This window comes from Ruegeria sp. AWH4_226 (assembly GCF_056159225.1).
This window is the reverse complement of record NZ_JBSWUU010000002.1, coordinates 1-17,841: the sequence shown is the minus strand read 5'-3', so window position 1 is coordinate 17,841 and position 17,841 is coordinate 1. Positions and strand designations below refer to the sequence as shown.

The following is a 17,841-nucleotide window of genomic DNA, read 5'->3' as shown; positions in this document are numbered from 1 at the left end:
ATGTTCTCCATGGGCGGGTGTGGTCAGCACCCGCCCGGATTGACCCGGATTACAAGTCTTCGCGGGCGACCGCATCCGCTGGAATGTCCGCGGTTCTGACCCGTTGCATTCCGCTTTCCGCCGTGTAGACCCAGTTCATGTTCACCGATGTCGCAAGGTATTTTTCATCATCCGGGTCTTTGATCTCGGCCTGAGCATGGCGCGGCAGAATCCAGACTTTCATCAGGATGAAATACACTGCCATCGCAGTCGGGAAGCCAACGACATAGGCATATTGGATGAAGTACAGCGCCAGCCCACCGCCAACGACCCAGGCAATCAGACCCGCCGGGTTCCAGCCACCAAAGTAACGGAACTGGCCGTGTTCACGGTACAGTTCGGGAACGTTCAGGCGGCGACCACGGATCAGGAAATAGTCGCAAACCATGATACCGCCTACTGCAGAAAGCATTGCCCCATACATGCCAAGATAGGTGAACAGATGGTTCAGGATGAGCCAGGGCATAGTGAGCGTGCCAACGATACCCGCAATCAAGATACCCATCGCATAGGTGATACGCGGTGCGCCAGCATTCACGAAGGTTAGCGCGGCAGGGATCAGGTTTGCGCTGGTGTTGGTGGACCATTGCGCCAGGATTACCATCACCAGCAAAACAATCAGCGTTACCCCAGTGCCCTGAGCTTGAATAACGTTGATGGGATTCCAATCCCCGGTCGCGATAAATGAAACTGCCCCGATCAGCGCGATCCAGCTTTGCGCCACCGGCAGCGCGATGAACTGCGCGGCAAAGATATTGCGGTTGCGGCGAAAGAAGCTTTTCTCGCCTCCTTCAGTTTTCAAAAACCGGGTGATATTCGGGATATCCACCGCTAGCGCCGACCAGAATGCCATGTTGGCCACGAAAAGCGCAATGACGCTCATTTCCGCATCGCCAGCGAAGGTCCAGATGTTGTGTCCGCCTGCCGCAGCAACGTTCTCGAGGGTGAAATACATCCAGATCGAAATCGCAATGATCGCAGGCGCTGCAATACTGGCAAGCAGTTGAACGGCCCGGATACCCATGGCGGTATTGATGATCTGGACCAGTCCGAACACGACATACCAGAATACCCAGCTGTCGAACCCACCCAGGTAGGACACGATACCGTTCAATGCGAGCGCTCCGAGATAGGTCTGAATGCCGAACCAGGCAGCCGCAACGATCCCTCGTGTGACCGAAGGTAAATGTGTGCCAACGGTGCCAAACGGGGCCCGTAGATAGACGGCAAAGCTGATGCCGTGTTCGGTGCCAATATCCGCTGTGAGCGCCATTACCAGACCTAGCGTAAGGTTCGCGAGAAATATCGTGGCGATCACCGTTGTCAGGGGTAGACCGGCGACCCCGCCCGCTCCCAACTGGAACGTTGCAATGATCACCGCCATACCGATCCAAATCCACACATATCCCAGTCCACCAATCGTCCGCTGATTTAGCCAGACGGGTAGAATGGACTCCTCTAGCAGATGCGATCTTTCACCCGAATACGGGCTTTGCTCTGTCGCTTCGGAAAGTGCCATTCTGTGTCCTCCCACACATTAATGATTTTTCGTATTCATAAGATCGTTTTTTGTAAAAGAGAAGTCTTTTGTTTTGTGATCTTGCCCCTTAGGATGTCGAGCGGCGAGAGGCTCAGCGCTCTGAAAGTTCAAGCCGACGGCCGGACCTTCAGGGCAAAACGCAAAGGTTTAAAAAGAATTTGTCGATAATTCCCAGATACATATCGATCTCTCAGGCGATCAGGGAAGCCATCAAAGCCGGTCGGTTAGAGACTGGCCAAGTCTTGACGGAAGAACCTTTGGCCCGACATTTCGACGCCAGCAGAACCACCATCCGAAAGGCGCTTGCCGAGCTTCACACGACGCAATTGATCACGCGTTTCGACGGCCGCGGCTTTCTTGTTGGAACTGATTCCTCCGCACCCCCGCGCAGAGATTCGATTGAGCAGGCCTTGTTCGATTCCAAGACAGGTGGCACGGTTCCACGGGCTGTTTCCAACACTGACCAAATGCTGCCAGTCCTGCGCGAAGAACTGATACGTGCCCTGCCCTTTGGCCCCCTGCAAATTAACGAAGCGCAGCTAACCGATCGTTTTTTGGTCAGCCGCTCAGTTGTCCGAGACATGCTTTCGCAGCTTCGCAGTTCCGGCATTGTTGCGAAGAATGAACGCTCTAAATGGGTGCTTCCGGTTTTGACCGCTTTGGATGTGCGCAACCACTATCAGTTGCGCATCTTGCTTGAACCCGTCGCCCTATCCGAAGCTGCGCCGCGGCTCGAAAAATCGAATATCGAAATCGCGCTGGAATTTGCCAAGGAACTTACCAGTCAAGAAGCTGAACCAAGCGCGGCCGCTCTTTCGGAGATAGAGAACGCGCTGCATGTTCAAGCGCTCTCAGGCTGCACAAACACCCATCTCCTCAAGGTCCTCCAAAAATCGCGTCTGGTTCTGGCAATCAATGAGATGTTTCGCCTGCTTCTTGGCCGGTCTCCTGCAGCAGGCCGTCTTATTCAAGAACACATCTCAGTTCTTGAAGCACTTGCGCGCAACGACACCGCAAATGCAGCCTCACTGCTGGAACTTCATCTTCTGGAAGCACGGGAGCGGACGTGCAGAAGGTTACAGACTCTATCTGTCTTGCCGTCGCCAAAACTGCCTGGCTATCTGACCCAAGGAACGGTTTCTATTAATCAAACGGCATTGCTCAAAGGGAGGTAGGTTTATTTTCCAGATCGCCAATTCACTCGCCTTGAGCGCGGAAGACCTGCCTGGCTTCGATCGCACGGTTATTTCGAGAGCATAGCACTGCCAGAGGGCTTTGTTGCACAAACCGTGGTGTGCCCGCACTTCCCCTTTCCCCGGACGGACTTATCCTACGGGCTCTGTGACGGGTATGCCAAGAGCGGTGTAGCGATTGAGAACGGCGACACAGACCTGGATTTCCGCGACCTGCCGATCAAAGTCTTTTGCCATCAGGGATTGGCCAAGAAGTCTGATGCAGTTCATCTTGGTCTTGTCACGGCTTCGGCGGTGGTATCCACTCCATCGTCGCCAGATGGTCCGACCCAGATATCGCGAGGTATTGCCTGCTTCGTTCCGGGCGATGGCACCTTTGCTCGTGGGCTTCCATGGCCTGGCGTTCTTGCGGGGCGGGATGACCGCATGGGCACCACGAGCGGCAATCGCGTCATGGCATTTGCGCGTGTCATAGGCCCCGTCTGCGGTCACTGACCCAACGTCCTGTTCGGGTGAAATTTGGTTCAGCAACTCGGGCAGCGTAGGTGCATCGCCGATATTGCTGGTTGTGACTTCCCTCCAGCGTTTCTTCGTCAATCCCGATGTGTTTCTTACGCCAAAGGCGCCGCTTCGAGCCACCGTGCCTACGCGCATTCCATTCACCTTCACCCTCGGCCTTGATGCTGGTGCTGTCGATGAGGAGGTTCAGCGGGCCGGTTCCACCGCGATACGGAAGGCTCACGTTCAGCCTTCTCTGACGGCGGCAAAGGCTTCTGTAGTCGGGCACCGCCCAGTCCAGCCCGGCCAACCGCAATAGGCTCTCTACGAAGCCGGTCGTTTGCCGCAGTGGCATACCGAACAGCACCTTCAGGGTCAGGCAGGTCTGAATCGCCGCGTCGCTGAACCGGCACTGGCGTCCACGCTTGCCGCTTGGTGGCGGCACCCAGACCATCTCGGGATCAAACCAGACCGAAAGCGATCCGCGTTGCTTCAGCGATATGCTATACGAAGGCCAGTTCTTGGTCTTGTACTTCGTCAGGGTCCAGCTGCTCATGCCTCCCAGCTATCATGCTGGATTCATACAGTGAGGCCCACGCATGATTCGTGCAACGAAGCCGATGCCAGCAATTCTTCATACGACTTGTTTGCGGCTACTCAGTCAATAAGAACAGCAGGCTTTGGTGGATCTGTTGTAAAGTTTCTTACTGACCGCAAAATTGACACCGAACCCGCGGCTCATGCCGCCAGTTCCGCAAATTGACGAAACAGACAGATTCCGGGCGTGAGCTGACCTTTGCGGATTATGTGCGCCACTTCGACCCCGCCCAGTGTAGCCGCCGCTGAAGCGAAGGCCTTGGACCCTAACATCGACCGAGTTCGTCTCATGATGAAGCGATGGTCCTGCTCCACGATGTTGTTCAGATACCTCCGCCTGACCATCACGATTGGGATCGGGCAGCCAAAGCATTCGTGAGCCATCGTTCTGCGACAGCCTAGCCTCAGCAACCTTCTGATTCAAATAAATTAATCTCGCTAGAATTGCAGGCGAAGCCACCCAGCCTACCAAAGTCACACTGTTTTAGGGCCTGTGATTGACAAAATTAATCGTTTAAGTTAATTCACCAAGACTTACCCGGCGCAGGTCGCCCAGCAGGAAGGCAAACAGTTTAACCGATGAAGTCCACCTCAGATCCTGCCCGACGGATAAAGCTTGGCGACATCGCTCAGCGCCTCGGTATATCGACTGCTGCGGTCTCTATGGCGTTACGTGGCGGCTCGGGCGTCTCTCAGGCGACGAAACAGCGGGTCGAAGCGGTAGCGCAGGAACTGGGCTATGTCTACGACAGGGGCGCAGCGCGTCTGCGCACTGGTCAATCAAATACTGTTGGGGTCGTGATTGGGACGTTGTCCAACAGCTTCTTCGGTGAGCTCGTGTGTGGTGTCGATGAGATAATCGGCGAAGCGCGTAAAATCTCGTTTCTTCTGAACACCCGCGAAGACGCGGGGCGTCAAAAAGAATTACTTGTCAGGATGCGTGAGCAATCGGTTGATGGGCTGATCCTGTGTCCGGCCCCGGGAACACGCAGCGACCTTCTTGATACGATGCATGACTGGGGCATACCCGTCATTCAGATGCTGCGTTCTGTTTCTGACACCAAGGGTGACTTCGTCAGCGCGGACTACCAAACCGGCATAGAGACATTGTGCGCTCACCTGATCCGACTTGGCCACAAGCGTATCGCATTCCTTGGCGGAAACCTTGATCACTCAGCCACGCGCCAGCGCATCAAAGGCTTCAAGGCCGCGCTCGACCGGGCTCAACTGCCTTCGGATCTGATCGTGAAAACGGCAAGCGATAGTAGCGGAGGGCGCGACGGCGCGGCCAAGTTGTTGAATTCCCAGAATCCACCCACTGCAATCGCATGTTTCAACGACCGCGTCGCACTCGGCGCTATGGCTGCTGTCCGCGCAGCGGGCCTTGTACCCGGGCGCGATATTGCAGTGACAGGCTTTGACAACATCAATGCCGGTGCCGAAGCATACCCTGCCCTCACGACTGTCGAAACACATGCGCGTGATATCGGGCGTGAGGCCGGGCGGCTTCTGTTGCGTCGCATCGAAGGCCCCACCATGTCGAACGAAAGGATCATCGTGCCCACACGGCTGATCATCCGAGAGTCCTGCGGCGCGACACTTGCCTCCAGAGACATTGAGGGAACAGGCGAGACCTGATCCAGACCGACACACCGCACTTTCGCTTAGGCAATAACGCCAATCCACAAGTAGGGAGGACCCACTGTGAAATTTACCAAGAAACTCTCAATGCTCGTCGCAGGCGCGACACTGGCCTTTGCCGCTGGCAGCGCCAGCGCGGCCGACCTCACGCTGCGATTTGGCCATCTTGGCGCCGAAGACACGGCATACCAGGCAGGTGCGCTGGAGTTCAAACGGTTGGCCGAAGAGTATTCGGATGGTGCCATTGAGGTCCAGATCTTCCCAAACGGCGTTCTGGGTGGTGAAAGCCAGATGTTTGAACAACAAATGGCAGGTGCGCTTGATGTCTCGGTCATCAACCCAGGAAACATAACGGATTTCGCACCAACAGCGAATATCTTTACGTTTCCTTTCCTTTACAAGGACGAAGCTCATTGGAAAGCCGTTCTTTCGGGTGAAGTTGGCCGCGACATTGCCGACATTCTGAAAGAGGAAAGCAGCGTTCAGGTCATCGGATATTTCGGTGGCGGTAAGCGGCAGGTCGTGTCCAACCGTCCGCTCGAGTCGCTTGAAGACCTCGCTGATATGAAACTGCGGACCAACCCGACCGACCCGCTGATTGCGTCCTGGAGTGCTTTGGGCACCCGTCCGACGAATTTTGCCTGGAAAGAAATCTACACAGGTCTTCAACTGGGCTCGATTGACGGGCTGTTGAACGAAGCCGAGTGGATTCACCGGATGCGGTTCCACGAAGTTGCACCGCATATCGGACTGTCCGAACATGACATCACTGTACGGCTGGTTACATTCTCGGGTGCAACCTGGGACCGTATGACCGAAGAACAGCGCGACGTCGTCCTGCGTGCAGGTGCCGAAGCGTCCGCCCTCGCCCGCGAGGTTCAACTTCGCCAGGATGCCGAAGCCATGGAGCTTTTGAAAGCCGAGGGCGCAATCCTGTACAAAATGGATCGCGAAAAAATGCAGGAGATGGTTCGCCCCGCAGTGCTCGAAGTTGCCGAACGCATGGGGCTGGCGGAACTTTATGATCGGATTCAGGCAAGCGCGGCTGACGACGCAAGCGGCAGCTAAGTCGCCCTGATCTTTCGGGCCGGCCCCAGAGGCGGGTTGGCCCAGTTTTCACAACATCGAAACTTCGCGGACGTCTGCACATGCAGATGACAAGGAGGGTGCGTCATGCTTCGTGGTCTCGACGCCTTTAACAAACGGCTGGAAAAAGTCTTGGAGTGGGTTCTGCTCGGCCTGCTGGGACTGTTTCTAAGCCTCATTCTCTATCAAGTCGTCAGTCGCAACTTGCCGGTCCTGCCTACGATCTACTGGACCGAAGAGTTTTCGCGCTTTTCCTTCCAATGGGCGATCATGTTGGGCACGGCGCTTGGTGTTTATCACTTCGACCACTTTGTGCTGGATGCCTTCCCAAAGAATTCACGGATTGACAGGTTCACGCGGTATTCACGCGAAATCGTCCTTGTCATCATTGCGGTCTTTTTCATCTGGTCCGGCTGGGAATTCGCCGAGACCGGCTGGCGGCGTCGGTCTACTGCGGCACAGCTTCCGATGTTTTGGGTCTATGTCTGCTTTTTCGCATCCGGCGTTCTTATGGCTTTGTTCTCGCTTCAAAGACTGCTGACGCTTGTGACCAAAGGGTTGGACGCGATGGAGCATGAGCTGAACGCGTCGCCACCAGAAGAAGTGGCGTTACAGGCAAGCGATGCAGTCCCCAGCATTGCCGTTGACACTAAATCAGAGGATCGCTGAGATGTTGGGTCCTGACTTCTACTTCATCTTTCCATGGCTGCTTTTTGGCCTGCTGTTTCTATACATCACGCTTGGTATTCCGATTGCCTTCAGCCTTGTGCTTGCGGCGATGTCCATGGTGTTCCTAGATGATCGCGTCACCGCCTGGGTCGTGTTTCAACGGATGTACAACGGCATGGACAGCTTTGTCCTTCTGGCCGTTCCAATTTTTCTTTTGGCCGGAAACCTGATCAACAAGGCCGAAGTTACCGACAAGCTCATCCGCTTTGCCCTGAACATTTTCGGCAGGTTCAAGGGCGCGCTTGCGAATGTGAATGTCGCTGTTTCGATCATGTTTGCGGGGGTCTCGGGCTCGTCCACCGCGGACAGTGCCGGGGTTGGCGCGATCCTTATTCCGTCGATGAAACGCGAAGGATACCCCACCCCATTTGCCGTTGCGGTAACGGCCGCGTCTTCGGTGATCGGAATCATCATCCCGCCCTCGATCAACATGATCGTCTGGGGCGCGTTGACGAACACGTCGATCGGCGGGTTGTTCCTGGCTGGAATTGTGCCCGGACTCTTGCTGGGGCTATCGCAATTTGCCGTGAATTACTGGTTTGTCGGCAAATACGACGTTCCGGTTCACGAGCCCGCACCCATGCGTGAGGTGTTGTCGTCGGCGCGCGATGGCCTGCTTGCTGCAGCTATCCCGGTTATCATCATCGGAGGTATCCGGATCGGTATATTCACCCCGACCGAGGCTGCCGTTATCGCGGTTCTCTACGCGTTGTTTCTGGGCTTTGTCGTGTACCGCACTTTGAACGGGCGCAAGGTTCTGGAAGCATCCAGTGCAACGGTGCGGCTGGCATCTCTCTCACTTTTCAGCCTGGTCGGCGCATCGGTCTTCGGCTATCTGATTTCCTTCTATCAAATCCCCCCGATGCTGATGGGTGGAATTGAGATCGGCAACCCAACTGTTCTTTTGATCGTCATGGCGCTTGTCATGTTGCTGATTGGGACCTTCATGGACAGCTTGCCTGCCATGGCAATCTTGGCACCGCTGTTTCTACCACTTGCCCTGACTGCCGGGATTCACCCGGTCCATTTTGGCATCGTTGGTGTCATGGCTCTGGGTTTCGGGCTGATTACGCCACCGTATGGCCTGTGCCTAATGATCGCTTCCAAGATCGGGGGCATCGCCCTGCTTAAATCTATGGGGCCGACATTGGTGTACCTGACCGGCATGCTGGTTGTTTTGCTTGCGATCATCGTTTTCCCCGAGATCACGCTGGGCCTTCCCCGTTGGATTGCACCTGAAATGATTGGACTGCGCTAATGTTAATGCTCCGCTCACCATTGCAGCCGCCTCAGATCACGGATGAAATCCGCGCGCGCTTTGATACGCGTGACGAGGCCGAGGCCTTGGCAATGCCCGAAAAGATCACTGCAGTCGTAACCAAAGGTGACATCGGGTTGCCCGGCGAGGTTATGGCAAAACTCCCATCGCTGCGCATGATTGCGGTTTATGGCGTGGGTGTAGACAAGATCGACCTTACTCAGGCACAAGCTCGGGGTATTGCAATAACCACGACACCCGGTGTGCTGACCGACGCCGTGGCCGAGCAGGCGATTGCGCTCATCCTTGCTGCAACCCGGCGCATCGCGGAAGGCGACCGCCATGTACGGACAGGGGCCTGGGCCAAGGGGAAACTGGGTCTTGGCTACAGCATCCGTGGGCGCACCTTGGGTGTGCTGGGCTATGGCCGTATCGGTCGGCGCATCGCTGAACTGGCACGGGCCATGGGGATGGATGTCTTGTACACCGATCTTCAGGCGGTTGCGGGGGAAGAGGATGCCTTTCGATCTAGCCCTGCCGCGCTGGCGCAAGATAGCGATGTATTGGTGATTGCCGCAGCTGGTGGTTCCGGAACGGACGGGCTTGTCGACCAAAAGGTTCTGTCGGCACTGGGTCCAAACGGTCTTCTGGTCAATGTCGCGCGCGGCAGTGTCGTGAACGAAGAAGATCTGATCGCCGCCCTGAACACTGGTGACATTGCTGGCGCTGCGCTTGATGTGTTTCAGAATGAACCAAACCCGCGCCCCGACCTTTTGAAAATGTCAAATGTCGTTCTAACGCCGCATCTGGCGTCTGCGACCATTGACGCGCGGATTGCAATGGGACGACTTGTGATTGACAATCTGGCGGCGTTTTTCGACGACCGGCCGCTCGTTACACCTTTTGAGGTGCTGTCATGAAGACAGTGATCGCCATTGGCGAACCCCTGATTGAATTCACCCAATCTGACGCAGACGCAGATATTTATCGCCGAGGCTTGGGCGGGGATACTTTGAACACCGCCGTCTATCTCGCGCGGCTGCTTGGGCCCGGTGCTATCTCGTACATGACACGGCTTGGCAAAGACACGCAGTCCCGTTGGATTATTGAGACGCTGTCCCAAAATGGCGTCGGTTGCGGCTTGCTCCGTCAATCAGAGACCGGTGCACCAGGTATTAGCATGATAGAATGCGACGCGACCGGAGAGCGTTCGTTCACCTATTGGCGCAGCCAAAGCCCGGCCAGACAGATGTTCGCCCTTGATGACGGAGAGGACCTTGCACTGGACGAGGCGCAAGGGCTTTTTGTGTCTGCTGTGACGCTCGCCATCATCGAACCGGCAGGTCGCGAGCGGCTGTATAACGCCCTGAAACGGGCCCGTGCACGCGGCGCGGACATTTGGTTGGATCTCAACTATAGACCGCAGCTTTGGAACTCCGCCACTGTCGCCCGCGAGACTATTGCACGTTTCATTACACTCGCTTCGACCGTTCTTCCGTCTTTCGACGATGTTGCAGCGCTTTGGGGTGCAGATACACCAGAGGCGGGTTTGGAAGTGCTTTCGTCCCTCGGTGCAACAGAAATTCTTCTGAAAACCGGCGGTGGTCCTGTCTATCACCGTGACCCTCACGGTACCCTGAAAGTTCCCATGCTGCGCAATGAGAGACCCGTCGACACTACCGGCGCAGGTGACAGCTTTAACGCAGGCTATATCGCGGCAAGACTTTCCGGCAAACCCGTTTCCAAAGCGATTGAGTTGGGGCATGAGTTGGCTTCGGTCGTAATTTTGCACAAGGGGGCAATCATCCCGCATGCCGCCATGCCCGCAATGTCCGAAGAAAGCGAGGCTGTGTGATGGATCGTGTCAGATGGGGCATCATTGGATGCGGTGACGTAACCGAGGTAAAAAGCGGCCCGGGATTTCAAAAGGCCTCAAATACGGCGCTCACGGTTGTTATGCGGCGCAATCGCGATCTTGCGGCGGATTACGCAAACCGTCACGGCGTTCCCGAGTGGACGGACGATGCCGAGAAGCTTGCATTCTCACCCAATGTGGATGCAATTTACATCGCAACTCCGCCAGACACACACCTTGCGCTAACAGAACTTGCAGCGAAGGCAGGCAAGCCGATCCTCGTTGAAAAGCCGCTTGCCAACCGCCTTGCCGATGCCGAGCGCATGGGACAGTACTGCGCCGACCGCGGAGTACGCCTGTTTTGCGCATTCTACCGCCGGGCGCTGCCGAGATTTCTGAAGATCAAGGACTTGCTTGACACAGGGGCCATCGGACAACCCAAGTCCTTCCAAATCATGCATGCAAAAGCCCCGCCGAGCGAGGAAGAAGCCGGGTGGCGTCATGCAACGGGCGCAGGTGACGGTGGAATTTTCATGGACATGGGCAGCCATGCGATTGACCTTACCCAATTTTTGCTGGGACATTTTACCGAATGCAGCGGTACCGCGAAAAACATCTCAGGGCAGTTTGACGTACCCGACGAAGTGACAGCCTCATTTCAGACAGTAACGGGTGTGTCGGGCATCGGCGAATGGGTGTACCACAAAAACGTCAATACTGACCGCATCCACATAGAAGGCGAGGCCGGATCACTTGCGTTTTCCGTGTTCGACTCTCAACCGGTTCTGTTGACTTCAACGGACGGTACGCGCCGGATCGAGGCGGATCTGCCGCCGCATGTGCACCAACCGATGATCCAAGCGGTTACCGATGCCATCGCAACTGGTGCAGACAGTCCGAACGATTTCTCGGAATCTGTACGCACGTCGCGTTGCATGGACACGATCCTGAACGGATACCGCTAAACCTTATAATCCAATCGATGGGCAAACGAGATGACCGGATTGAGGGTGTTGTCACTTTAACTGGTGTTGTCACGTTAACTGTCGTTCGGTTGCCCATGATGTGATTTGGGCGTAGGTGACATCGATGAAGTCATCATCAATCTGCTACAAGCGTCACCGATTTCCTACTCAGATCATCGCACACGCGGTGTGGCTGTACTTTCGCTTCAATCTGAGCCTGCGGGAAGTTGAAGAGATGCTGCTGCAGCGCGGAATCGATGCTTCTTACTAAACTGTCCGGCGTTGGGTCATCAAGCTCGGACCGGCGGTAGCTCGAAATCTGCGGCAGAGACTGAACCGTCCAGATGATGTCTGGCATCTGGATGAAGTTGCTGTGAGAATCGCGGGGCGCAAGTATTGGCTTTGGCGTGCGGTTGATCAGCATGGCGTCGTGCTGGACGAAATCCCCCAACCCGGGCGGGACAAACGGGCGGCAAAACGGCTGTTGCACCGTCTGATCAAGCGTCTTGGTTTCATTCCCAAGCGGATCATCACGGACAAGCTACGCTCGTATGGCGCCGCCAAGCGAGAGGTCGCACCGGGTTTGGATCATTGGTCGCACAAAGGCCTCAACGATCGAGCTGAAAACAGTCATCTCCCTTTCCGAAAGCGGGAAAGGACGATGCAAAGCCATCGCTCTCCGAGCTGGATACAAAGGTTCGTGGCGACCCACTCAGCAATCCGCAATTGCTTCAGCGTCCCCGCTCGCCGCCGCTCCGCCTTAACAATCCGATATCACCGTCTCGAAGCGCTTGACGTCTGGAATGCCGCCATTCAAAAAACAGTATTCATAGGCCGTCCGGAAATTAACGTGACAAAACCCGGGTTTGAATTGAACTTTGCGGATCATGTTGATCAGTTCTATGCCAGCCATGGCGGATGCAGCAGAATCGAAAGACTTGAAACCCAGCATTGGCCTGATCCGAAGTTTTATGAAGCGATGGTCTTGTTCGATGATGTTATTCAGATACTTCCGCCTCTCCATCTCGATCGGGATCGGACAATCAAAGCCTTTCAGCATCTTGTTTATGGCTTTGATGCCAGCAGTGTTTGCACCACTTTTGTCGATGACAATTTTCCGTGGCAAACCGTTCGCTTCAAGCGCCCGAGCGAAGAACTTGGTCCCAGCCGCTTTATTGCGGCGCTTGGATAGCACGACGTCGAGGGTCTTGCCGTGTTTGTCGATGGCGCGATAGAGATAAACCCACTCACCCTCCACTTTCACATATGTCTCATGCATGCGCTATGAACGGTCGGCAAGACGCTTTCTTGTACCGCGAAGCCTTCGCTACAAGTCTGGCGTATCGACTCACCCAACGGCTGAGCGTCGCGTGATCCAGTTCAACGCCACGTTCCGCCATGATTTCTTCCAGATCCTGATATGACACGCCGTATTTGAGATAGAAGAAAACAGCGTACAAGATCACTTCTTTCGGAAGGTGTGCACCATTGAATGAGAGTGTCACGGTCTGCTCCTGTCTTACCTGAGCATCAACTACCAAAACGAAGCTTACTCTGACAGGTGGGAACAAAGTTTGCGACAGAACCCCAGCGTTGTCCTGAGGGGTGCAAGCCCATAATTTTACCGCGACTTCTTACTCCTTCAGTTTCCTGATCTGAGTGTTCTGGTTCTCAAAAGGGTTTAACGCATTGGAGACCGGCAGGTGGTGCGTCGGGAGCGGGAAGCTCTGCGGGAACCCTGACAGAAGCCGATATGACGTGCCGTAGCCATAGCCATACTGAGCTGCTTCGCTGGCGCTAACGGCATAAAACACCTCGGATACCCCGGCAAAAAGCGCCGCCATATAGCACAGCGCGCAAGGCTCACCGGATGCAAGCAAGACGGTGCCAGCCAGGTTGGTGCGGCCATTCTGAGCACAGGCATCACGAATTGCGCAGACTTCCGCATGCGCGGTCGGGTCATGGTCCTCGAGAACCGTGTTGACGCCAGAGCCCAACACCCGGCCATCCGGGGTCACCACATGGGCGGCAAAAGGCACACCGCCTTCTGCCACGCGAGCGTCGGATAATTCGACAACCTCGCGCATCAGTCGTTCGGCGAGCTCTGGGGCAAGTATGCTTCCGCTCATGCTTTTTCCTCTGCGTTCACGGCCTGCAGCGCATTGCGCAGGGTCTCGGGTGTGGGCATGCCTTCGATACGGGTGTCGCCAATCACGATAGTCGGCACAGCTCTGATCTGCGCGTTGGCGGCGTCCTGCAGAGCCTTGGCATGGTTATCGCGGTAGCGTCCCTCGTGCAGAGCCTCGCACAGCGCGTCCGCATCCAGGCCCACCGAGTCGGCCACTGTTGCCAGCACGTCGATATCACCGATATCGCGATCCTCGACGAAGAAGGCGTTAAAGACGGCCAACGTGTATTCATTTCCGCGGCCATGGTCGCGCGCGAAGGCGAAACCTTCAAAAGCGCGAGCACTGCGCGGCTGCGGTGAAGTCGTCGGCAGAGTAATGTCCTGACCGAGCCGCTTGGCCAACGGGTAAACCGAGCGCTGCCAGATATCCGGCAGATAGGGGTCCTCCGGCCGCAGGGTCGGGACCGGTTCGGGACGCAGTTCAAACGGGTGCCAGACGATCTCTGCGGCTTCCGCGGCGGCAGCTTCGCTGATCAGCGGTTCCGCAAGCAGGCAGTAAGGACAGACAAAATCTGAATAGACGTGGATTTGTTTCACGGGGTTGGGATCCTAGTTGATCAGGTCTGAGGTTGGCGCGGAGGTGCCGCTATCTCGCGCGCTGAACGCGCTCAGGTTGTGCAGGTAGCACCAAGGGGTGGGGCTGGCAACATGCTGCAAGGGCCTGAACCATGTTGGGATGGCTTTCTCGAATCCTCATGCGACCGGTGCAGGATCAGCGTTCGAATCCTTACCAAGACCAGCCAATCAAATGGACGGTGCAAGTGACAGTTTTAGGCAGGATTTTCGGGAGCTCAAACAGAGTTTACGAGACAACCACGCGCCGATCGAAAGTCGACGCAGATTCCAACCGAGATTAGCGTCTCAGATAGGCTCATACCTGTTCGATATCAATTCCGCCAACGGCGTTGACGATGCTTCACAAGCTACCGTCCACATATGTCAATACGCAAATGGCTGTTCTGCAAACTGATCCAAATTCATCCCGTAAAGAGAGACGCCCATGTCGTTTAATGTGCATAATTTAAGTATTATGCACATTACAGGCTGACACTATGAGTCTTGCCATTACATCCGTTAAGTATCGCTTATCTCGGGTGATTGATTTTGCCGGGAAATGGGCTCAGGCTGGGCCCCATTGTCGGTTTCCATTAACCACTGGACACGCGACGGCTTTGGTCCGTAGGCCCCTGCCCTGCCGGACTCTCTGCTTCAGCAAGATCTGATCGGCGCGCCTCTGCCACGCTCTTTTTCAACCCATCGAAGACTGAAACCGAGTATGGCAGTTTTAGGAGAACTACAGCCCTATGCGTCGGTGCGACAGGCACCCTGCCCCAGCTTGGGCCCCATTGCGCGCGACCGAGAACGGCATATCGGCCAGTAAAACGTTTTATTCCGAAGCCGCGATTGCGCAGGCTTCCAGGGCACCCCAATCCAGGACCCCGGTCATCGCCCGGTACCGTGTCTGGTTGGGGCGTGGCACCGCTGGCAAAATGGGTAAGCGACAGGCCGGCCGGAGATAAAGGTTCCTGGCATTGGTTGCACGAGCTCCTGAACACTCCGAACCCCTGTCGCACCACATGCTGGAATTCATCCATCTGAAGCGCCGCCGGCTGCGGGTGCCGCAACGCCGTAGGGGCTGTGCTCAGACTTTCTAACCCAGACGGCGCTGGACGGCGCCCCAATCCAAGCCGCCATGCGCCCTTCCCTGCATCGCACCATGGCCGAGGTGCAGAAGTAATACGACGACGAAGACATAGCGGAAAACCCGGCGACGGATTAACGTTGTAAAAAAAACGCCGAGTTTTGAACCCGGCGCCTATACTTTGTGACTAGGGGAAACCTTACCCGTGGGTAAGATCGTCCTCCTCCTGAAGATCCTCAAGCATAATGGCAATCGCCTGCTCTAGCTTGGCCCGATCAACCCGAGTAAAGTCCAGGTCATAGCGAACTTCGATCCGCCCACTTGAGGCCGCGCATTTCGCGACCCCTGCCCGTCCCGACACTTGGAACGTTGTTTTTGCCCGCCGCGTTTTGCTACCACTTGTCGCCGTCGGCTTTTTTGTTGTCACAGCATCGGGTTCTACAAATCCCCGAAGGATCGCCACTTCGCGCGCTGCATCGCGGTCAGGCTCATTCATTACTGCTGTACTGATGTGACGTACCAACCCTGGATCGGCATCCATTTTGCGCTTAAGTTCGACCCCCAAATTCCGGGGAATATCATTTGGATGCATCAGAACCTTATCCAGCATCATCAAAAGACTCGCGAATGCACGGATATAGCTGCGTTTGGTATAGCTCGCGGATTTGAATAAGATCGCAACAGCTTTGTCGACGCTATCGCAATCATGCGACGGATCCTCTGCATAGGCACGCGCCAAAGCGCCCATTTCGGCAAAGGAGATATCCTTGCGGATCAGGTTCTCATCCACCATCCGACGATAACTGTCGCTCACATCGGTTGCCGCTGAAATGCCTGCAGGGATTTTGGCGTAACGCTCTTCGCCCGTTTCCTCATACAACGCCCGATAAGCGGATAAGCGGCGCATGCCCTGTATCAGATCGAAGCGACCGTCCGAACGACGCTCTAATCGGATCGGGTTCGACAGGCCAATATCGCGGATCGAATCCTTAAGCTCATCCAGCTCTGGGTCAGGACCCGGCTTGCGGTCACGCGTCAGTTTCTCTGTGACGACATCCGACAGGTCAACGTGTTCCGTCACGAGACCTTCGGAGCGCAGGCGAACCAACTCATGAGCCAATCGGTCGTTTTCGGCGCGAATGGTATCTTCGGTAGATTGTTGATTGCGTAGGGCGTCCGCGTTCTCAGAGATTGCAGCGGCCATTGGACCACGTCGCTTTTCTAGCACCTTATCAGGAACTTTCCCAACCGGTATATCATCCATCACCGGCATATCGATGTCGAACATTCTGCGTTTACGGCTCATGCGTCATCCTCCAGCTGGTCCCAGGCCGACAGCATCACGCCCCGGAATTCTTCATACACGTTGTCAAATGTCGACCGGGCGCGGCGCCAGGTCTCGCGCGTCATCTCGCGGTAATCCATCTCATAGACCGAACTCAGAAAGCGGCCGGATTGTTCAACGGCACGCGTCATCTCAACCGGATGCTCGGCAACATGATCACCGAATACCTTCTTGAACGCATCGAACATGGCAAGGTGCAAGGCGTTGCCTGGTTCATAACGGGTCAAGAGAAACCGCAGCTCACAGAACGTCTTAGGAAGGCCGATCTTACCCGTGGGTAAGGTTTTGTCGAAACCGTAAGCCAGATCTTCAAGCGCCTCGGCCAACTGACCAATGAAGGACGTCGTCGAATCATATTCCCAGTATCCGGGGCCAGACGGAACGTAGAGCATGTCAGCCGCAAAGACCGCGTTCATCGATTGATAGCCGATCGCAGGTGGACAATCGAAAAGGATCAGGTCGTACGCATCGTCGGGAATCTGGTCCAGATACCGCGAGACGGCAGCAAAAAATGACCATTCAGGATTCAGATGACGGTACTGCGCCGACGCGAACTCGACAAACGCTGCGTTGGCGCAAGAGGGGATGACGTCAATAGTCGACCACGAGCTTTGCTTAATGAAGTCTGCAATACGCAGATCCCCAAGGCCCATATCCGTGATCGAGGGCGGCAGTTCGCGGCGGGGCAGGGCGGTTCCGGATTCCGCAGCGGATGGGCGATTGTTCATTCTTGCCGTCTCACGGATCAGGTCGCGGGCCATGATACCCCACACGGTGAAATCCTCAGCCACGTCAGTCAGACCCATCGAATGGCTCAGCGTCGCTTGCGGATCGAAATCAACCACAAGCACGCGGTAACCGTCCAAAGCGGCGGCGTGTGCCAAATGCAGTGCCACAGTCGACTTACCAGCCCCGCCTTTGAAATTGGCCACCGCTGCGCGGATCGCGCGCTTGCCCACGGGGCGAGGTGGCATCAGGGATTTGCGGTTTACCCTGAGACGGCGTCGCAACTCATTTACCTCTTCCAGGCTGAACCAGCGCTGGCGGCCATCGGGTTCAACCTCACCACTGGGTAAGGTTGGATCTGACGCCAGCTTACCGCGAAAGGTCGACTGGTTGACGCGAAAGATCAGTTCCGACACCTCCCAGCTCGAAAACCGCCGGAGGGTCTTCTCCATCTCTGGGCTGAATGTTTGCTGGCGGATCCAGCCCTGAAGTTTGAGGGACTGATTGCGCAATGCGTTCAGGTCTTCGTGCGTGTACAT

The 17,841-nt window shown here is 55.9% G+C and carries 13 protein-coding genes and 4 pseudogenes; 9 read left to right on the top strand and 8 right to left on the bottom strand.

Annotated features, from left to right (window positions below):
* Nucleotides 1–49: 49 nt before the first annotated feature.
* The gene (locus tag ACXAET_RS15495; RefSeq protein WP_475187270.1) at nucleotides 50–1,558 is read right to left on the bottom strand and encodes an NCS1 family transporter; all 1,509 of its coding nucleotides are present in this window, start codon (nucleotides 1,556–1,558) and stop codon (nucleotides 50–52) included.
* A 179-nt stretch (nucleotides 1,559–1,737) separates the two neighbouring features.
* Here ACXAET_RS15495 and ACXAET_RS15490 point away from each other — a divergent pair, with 179 nt between their 5' ends.
* On the top strand, nucleotides 1,738–2,754 hold the full coding sequence (locus tag ACXAET_RS15490; RefSeq protein WP_475187269.1) for a GntR family transcriptional regulator: 1,017 nt from the start codon (nucleotides 1,738–1,740) through the stop codon (nucleotides 2,752–2,754).
* 150 nt (nucleotides 2,755–2,904) lie between these two features.
* On the opposite strand, the pseudogene ACXAET_RS15485 reads toward ACXAET_RS15490, so the two are convergent.
* Together ACXAET_RS15485 and ACXAET_RS15480 are read right to left on the bottom strand one after the other, a co-directional pair.
* Nucleotides 2,905–3,826 (bottom strand): annotated as a pseudogene (locus ACXAET_RS15485) (IS5 family transposase).
* Nucleotides 3,827–4,008: 182 nt separating this feature from the next.
* Nucleotides 4,009–4,200, bottom strand: a pseudogene (locus ACXAET_RS15480) (DDE-type integrase/transposase/recombinase); the annotation flags it as partial.
* A 246-nt stretch (nucleotides 4,201–4,446) separates the two neighbouring features.
* On the opposite strand from ACXAET_RS15480, the gene ACXAET_RS15475 reads away from it, so the two are divergent.
* The 8 genes and pseudogenes from ACXAET_RS15475 to ACXAET_RS15440 form a co-directional block, all read left to right on the top strand.
* A complete protein-coding gene (locus ACXAET_RS15475) occupies nucleotides 4,447–5,505 on the top strand; it encodes a LacI family DNA-binding transcriptional regulator (protein WP_475187268.1) in 1,059 nt (352 codons plus the stop codon).
* A gap of 66 nt (nucleotides 5,506–5,571) precedes the next feature.
* Nucleotides 5,572–6,576 (top strand): TRAP transporter substrate-binding protein, encoded by a 1,005-nt coding sequence (locus ACXAET_RS15470; protein WP_475187267.1) that lies wholly within the window; start codon nucleotides 5,572–5,574, stop codon nucleotides 6,574–6,576.
* Nucleotides 6,577–6,681: 105 nt separating this feature from the next.
* Nucleotides 6,682–7,263 (top strand): TRAP transporter small permease, encoded by a 582-nt coding sequence (locus tag ACXAET_RS15465; protein ID WP_475187266.1) that lies wholly within the window; start codon nucleotides 6,682–6,684, stop codon nucleotides 7,261–7,263.
* Between the two features lies 1 nt (nucleotide 7,264).
* Nucleotides 7,265–8,581 (top strand): TRAP transporter large permease, encoded by a 1,317-nt coding sequence (locus ACXAET_RS15460; RefSeq protein WP_475187264.1) that lies wholly within the window; start codon nucleotides 7,265–7,267, stop codon nucleotides 8,579–8,581.
* Entirely contained in the window at nucleotides 8,581–9,501 is a 921-nt protein-coding gene (locus ACXAET_RS15455) for a 2-hydroxyacid dehydrogenase (protein ID WP_475187263.1), read from the top strand. The genes ACXAET_RS15460 and ACXAET_RS15455 overlap by 1 nt, the downstream gene beginning before the upstream one ends.
* Nucleotides 9,498–10,436, top strand: a complete 939-nt coding sequence (locus ACXAET_RS15450; RefSeq protein ID WP_475187262.1) for a sugar kinase — start codon at nucleotides 9,498–9,500, stop codon at nucleotides 10,434–10,436. The genes ACXAET_RS15455 and ACXAET_RS15450 overlap by 4 nt, the downstream gene beginning before the upstream one ends.
* A complete protein-coding gene (locus ACXAET_RS15445; protein ID WP_475187261.1) occupies nucleotides 10,436–11,401 on the top strand; it encodes a Gfo/Idh/MocA family protein in 966 nt (321 codons plus the stop codon). The genes ACXAET_RS15450 and ACXAET_RS15445 overlap by 1 nt, the downstream gene beginning before the upstream one ends.
* A 124-nt stretch (nucleotides 11,402–11,525) precedes the next feature.
* Nucleotides 11,526–12,218 (top strand): annotated as a pseudogene (locus ACXAET_RS15440) (IS6 family transposase); the annotation flags it as partial.
* Nucleotides 12,219–12,263: 45 nt separating this feature from the next.
* On the opposite strand, the pseudogene ACXAET_RS15435 reads toward ACXAET_RS15440, so the two are convergent.
* The 5 genes and pseudogenes from ACXAET_RS15435 to ACXAET_RS15415 all read right to left on the bottom strand — a co-directional run.
* A pseudogene (locus ACXAET_RS15435) lies at nucleotides 12,264–12,906 on the bottom strand (IS6 family transposase); the annotation flags it as partial.
* A 129-nt stretch (nucleotides 12,907–13,035) separates the two neighbouring features.
* The gene (locus ACXAET_RS15430) at nucleotides 13,036–13,530 is read right to left on the bottom strand and encodes a nucleoside deaminase (protein ID WP_475187259.1); all 495 of its coding nucleotides are present in this window, start codon (nucleotides 13,528–13,530) and stop codon (nucleotides 13,036–13,038) included.
* Entirely contained in the window at nucleotides 13,527–14,126 is a 600-nt protein-coding gene (locus ACXAET_RS15425; RefSeq protein WP_475187258.1) for a DsbA family oxidoreductase, read from the bottom strand. The genes ACXAET_RS15430 and ACXAET_RS15425 overlap by 4 nt, the downstream gene beginning before the upstream one ends.
* A 1,304-nt stretch (nucleotides 14,127–15,430) precedes the next feature.
* Complete coding sequence (locus tag ACXAET_RS15420) at nucleotides 15,431–16,537, bottom strand: ParB/RepB/Spo0J family partition protein (protein ID WP_475187256.1); 1,107 nt, start codon at nucleotides 16,535–16,537, stop codon at nucleotides 15,431–15,433.
* A complete protein-coding gene (locus ACXAET_RS15415) occupies nucleotides 16,534–17,841 on the bottom strand; it encodes an AAA family ATPase (protein WP_475187253.1) in 1,308 nt (435 codons plus the stop codon). The genes ACXAET_RS15420 and ACXAET_RS15415 overlap by 4 nt, the downstream gene beginning before the upstream one ends.

Coding starts and splice junctions, on each gene's coding strand:
- ACXAET_RS15430 (WP_475187259.1), bottom strand. CDS start 13,530: ATGAGCGGAAGCATACTTGCCCCAGAGCTCGCCGAACGACTGATGCGC.
- ACXAET_RS15465 (WP_475187266.1), top strand. CDS start 6,682: ATGCTTCGTGGTCTCGACGCCTTTAACAAACGGCTGGAAAAAGTCTTG.
- ACXAET_RS15415 (WP_475187253.1), bottom strand. CDS start 17,841: ATGTACACGCACGAAGACCTGAACGCATTGCGCAATCAGTCCCTCAAA.
- ACXAET_RS15455 (WP_475187263.1), top strand. CDS start 8,581: ATGTTAATGCTCCGCTCACCATTGCAGCCGCCTCAGATCACGGATGAA.
- ACXAET_RS15420 (WP_475187256.1), bottom strand. CDS start 16,537: ATGAGCCGTAAACGCAGAATGTTCGACATCGATATGCCGGTGATGGAT.
- ACXAET_RS15475 (WP_475187268.1), top strand. CDS start 4,447: ATGAAGTCCACCTCAGATCCTGCCCGACGGATAAAGCTTGGCGACATC.
- ACXAET_RS15460 (WP_475187264.1), top strand. CDS start 7,265: ATGTTGGGTCCTGACTTCTACTTCATCTTTCCATGGCTGCTTTTTGGC.
- ACXAET_RS15495 (WP_475187270.1), bottom strand. CDS start 1,558: ATGGCACTTTCCGAAGCGACAGAGCAAAGCCCGTATTCGGGTGAAAGA.
- ACXAET_RS15445 (WP_475187261.1), top strand. CDS start 10,436: ATGGATCGTGTCAGATGGGGCATCATTGGATGCGGTGACGTAACCGAG.
- ACXAET_RS15450 (WP_475187262.1), top strand. CDS start 9,498: ATGAAGACAGTGATCGCCATTGGCGAACCCCTGATTGAATTCACCCAA.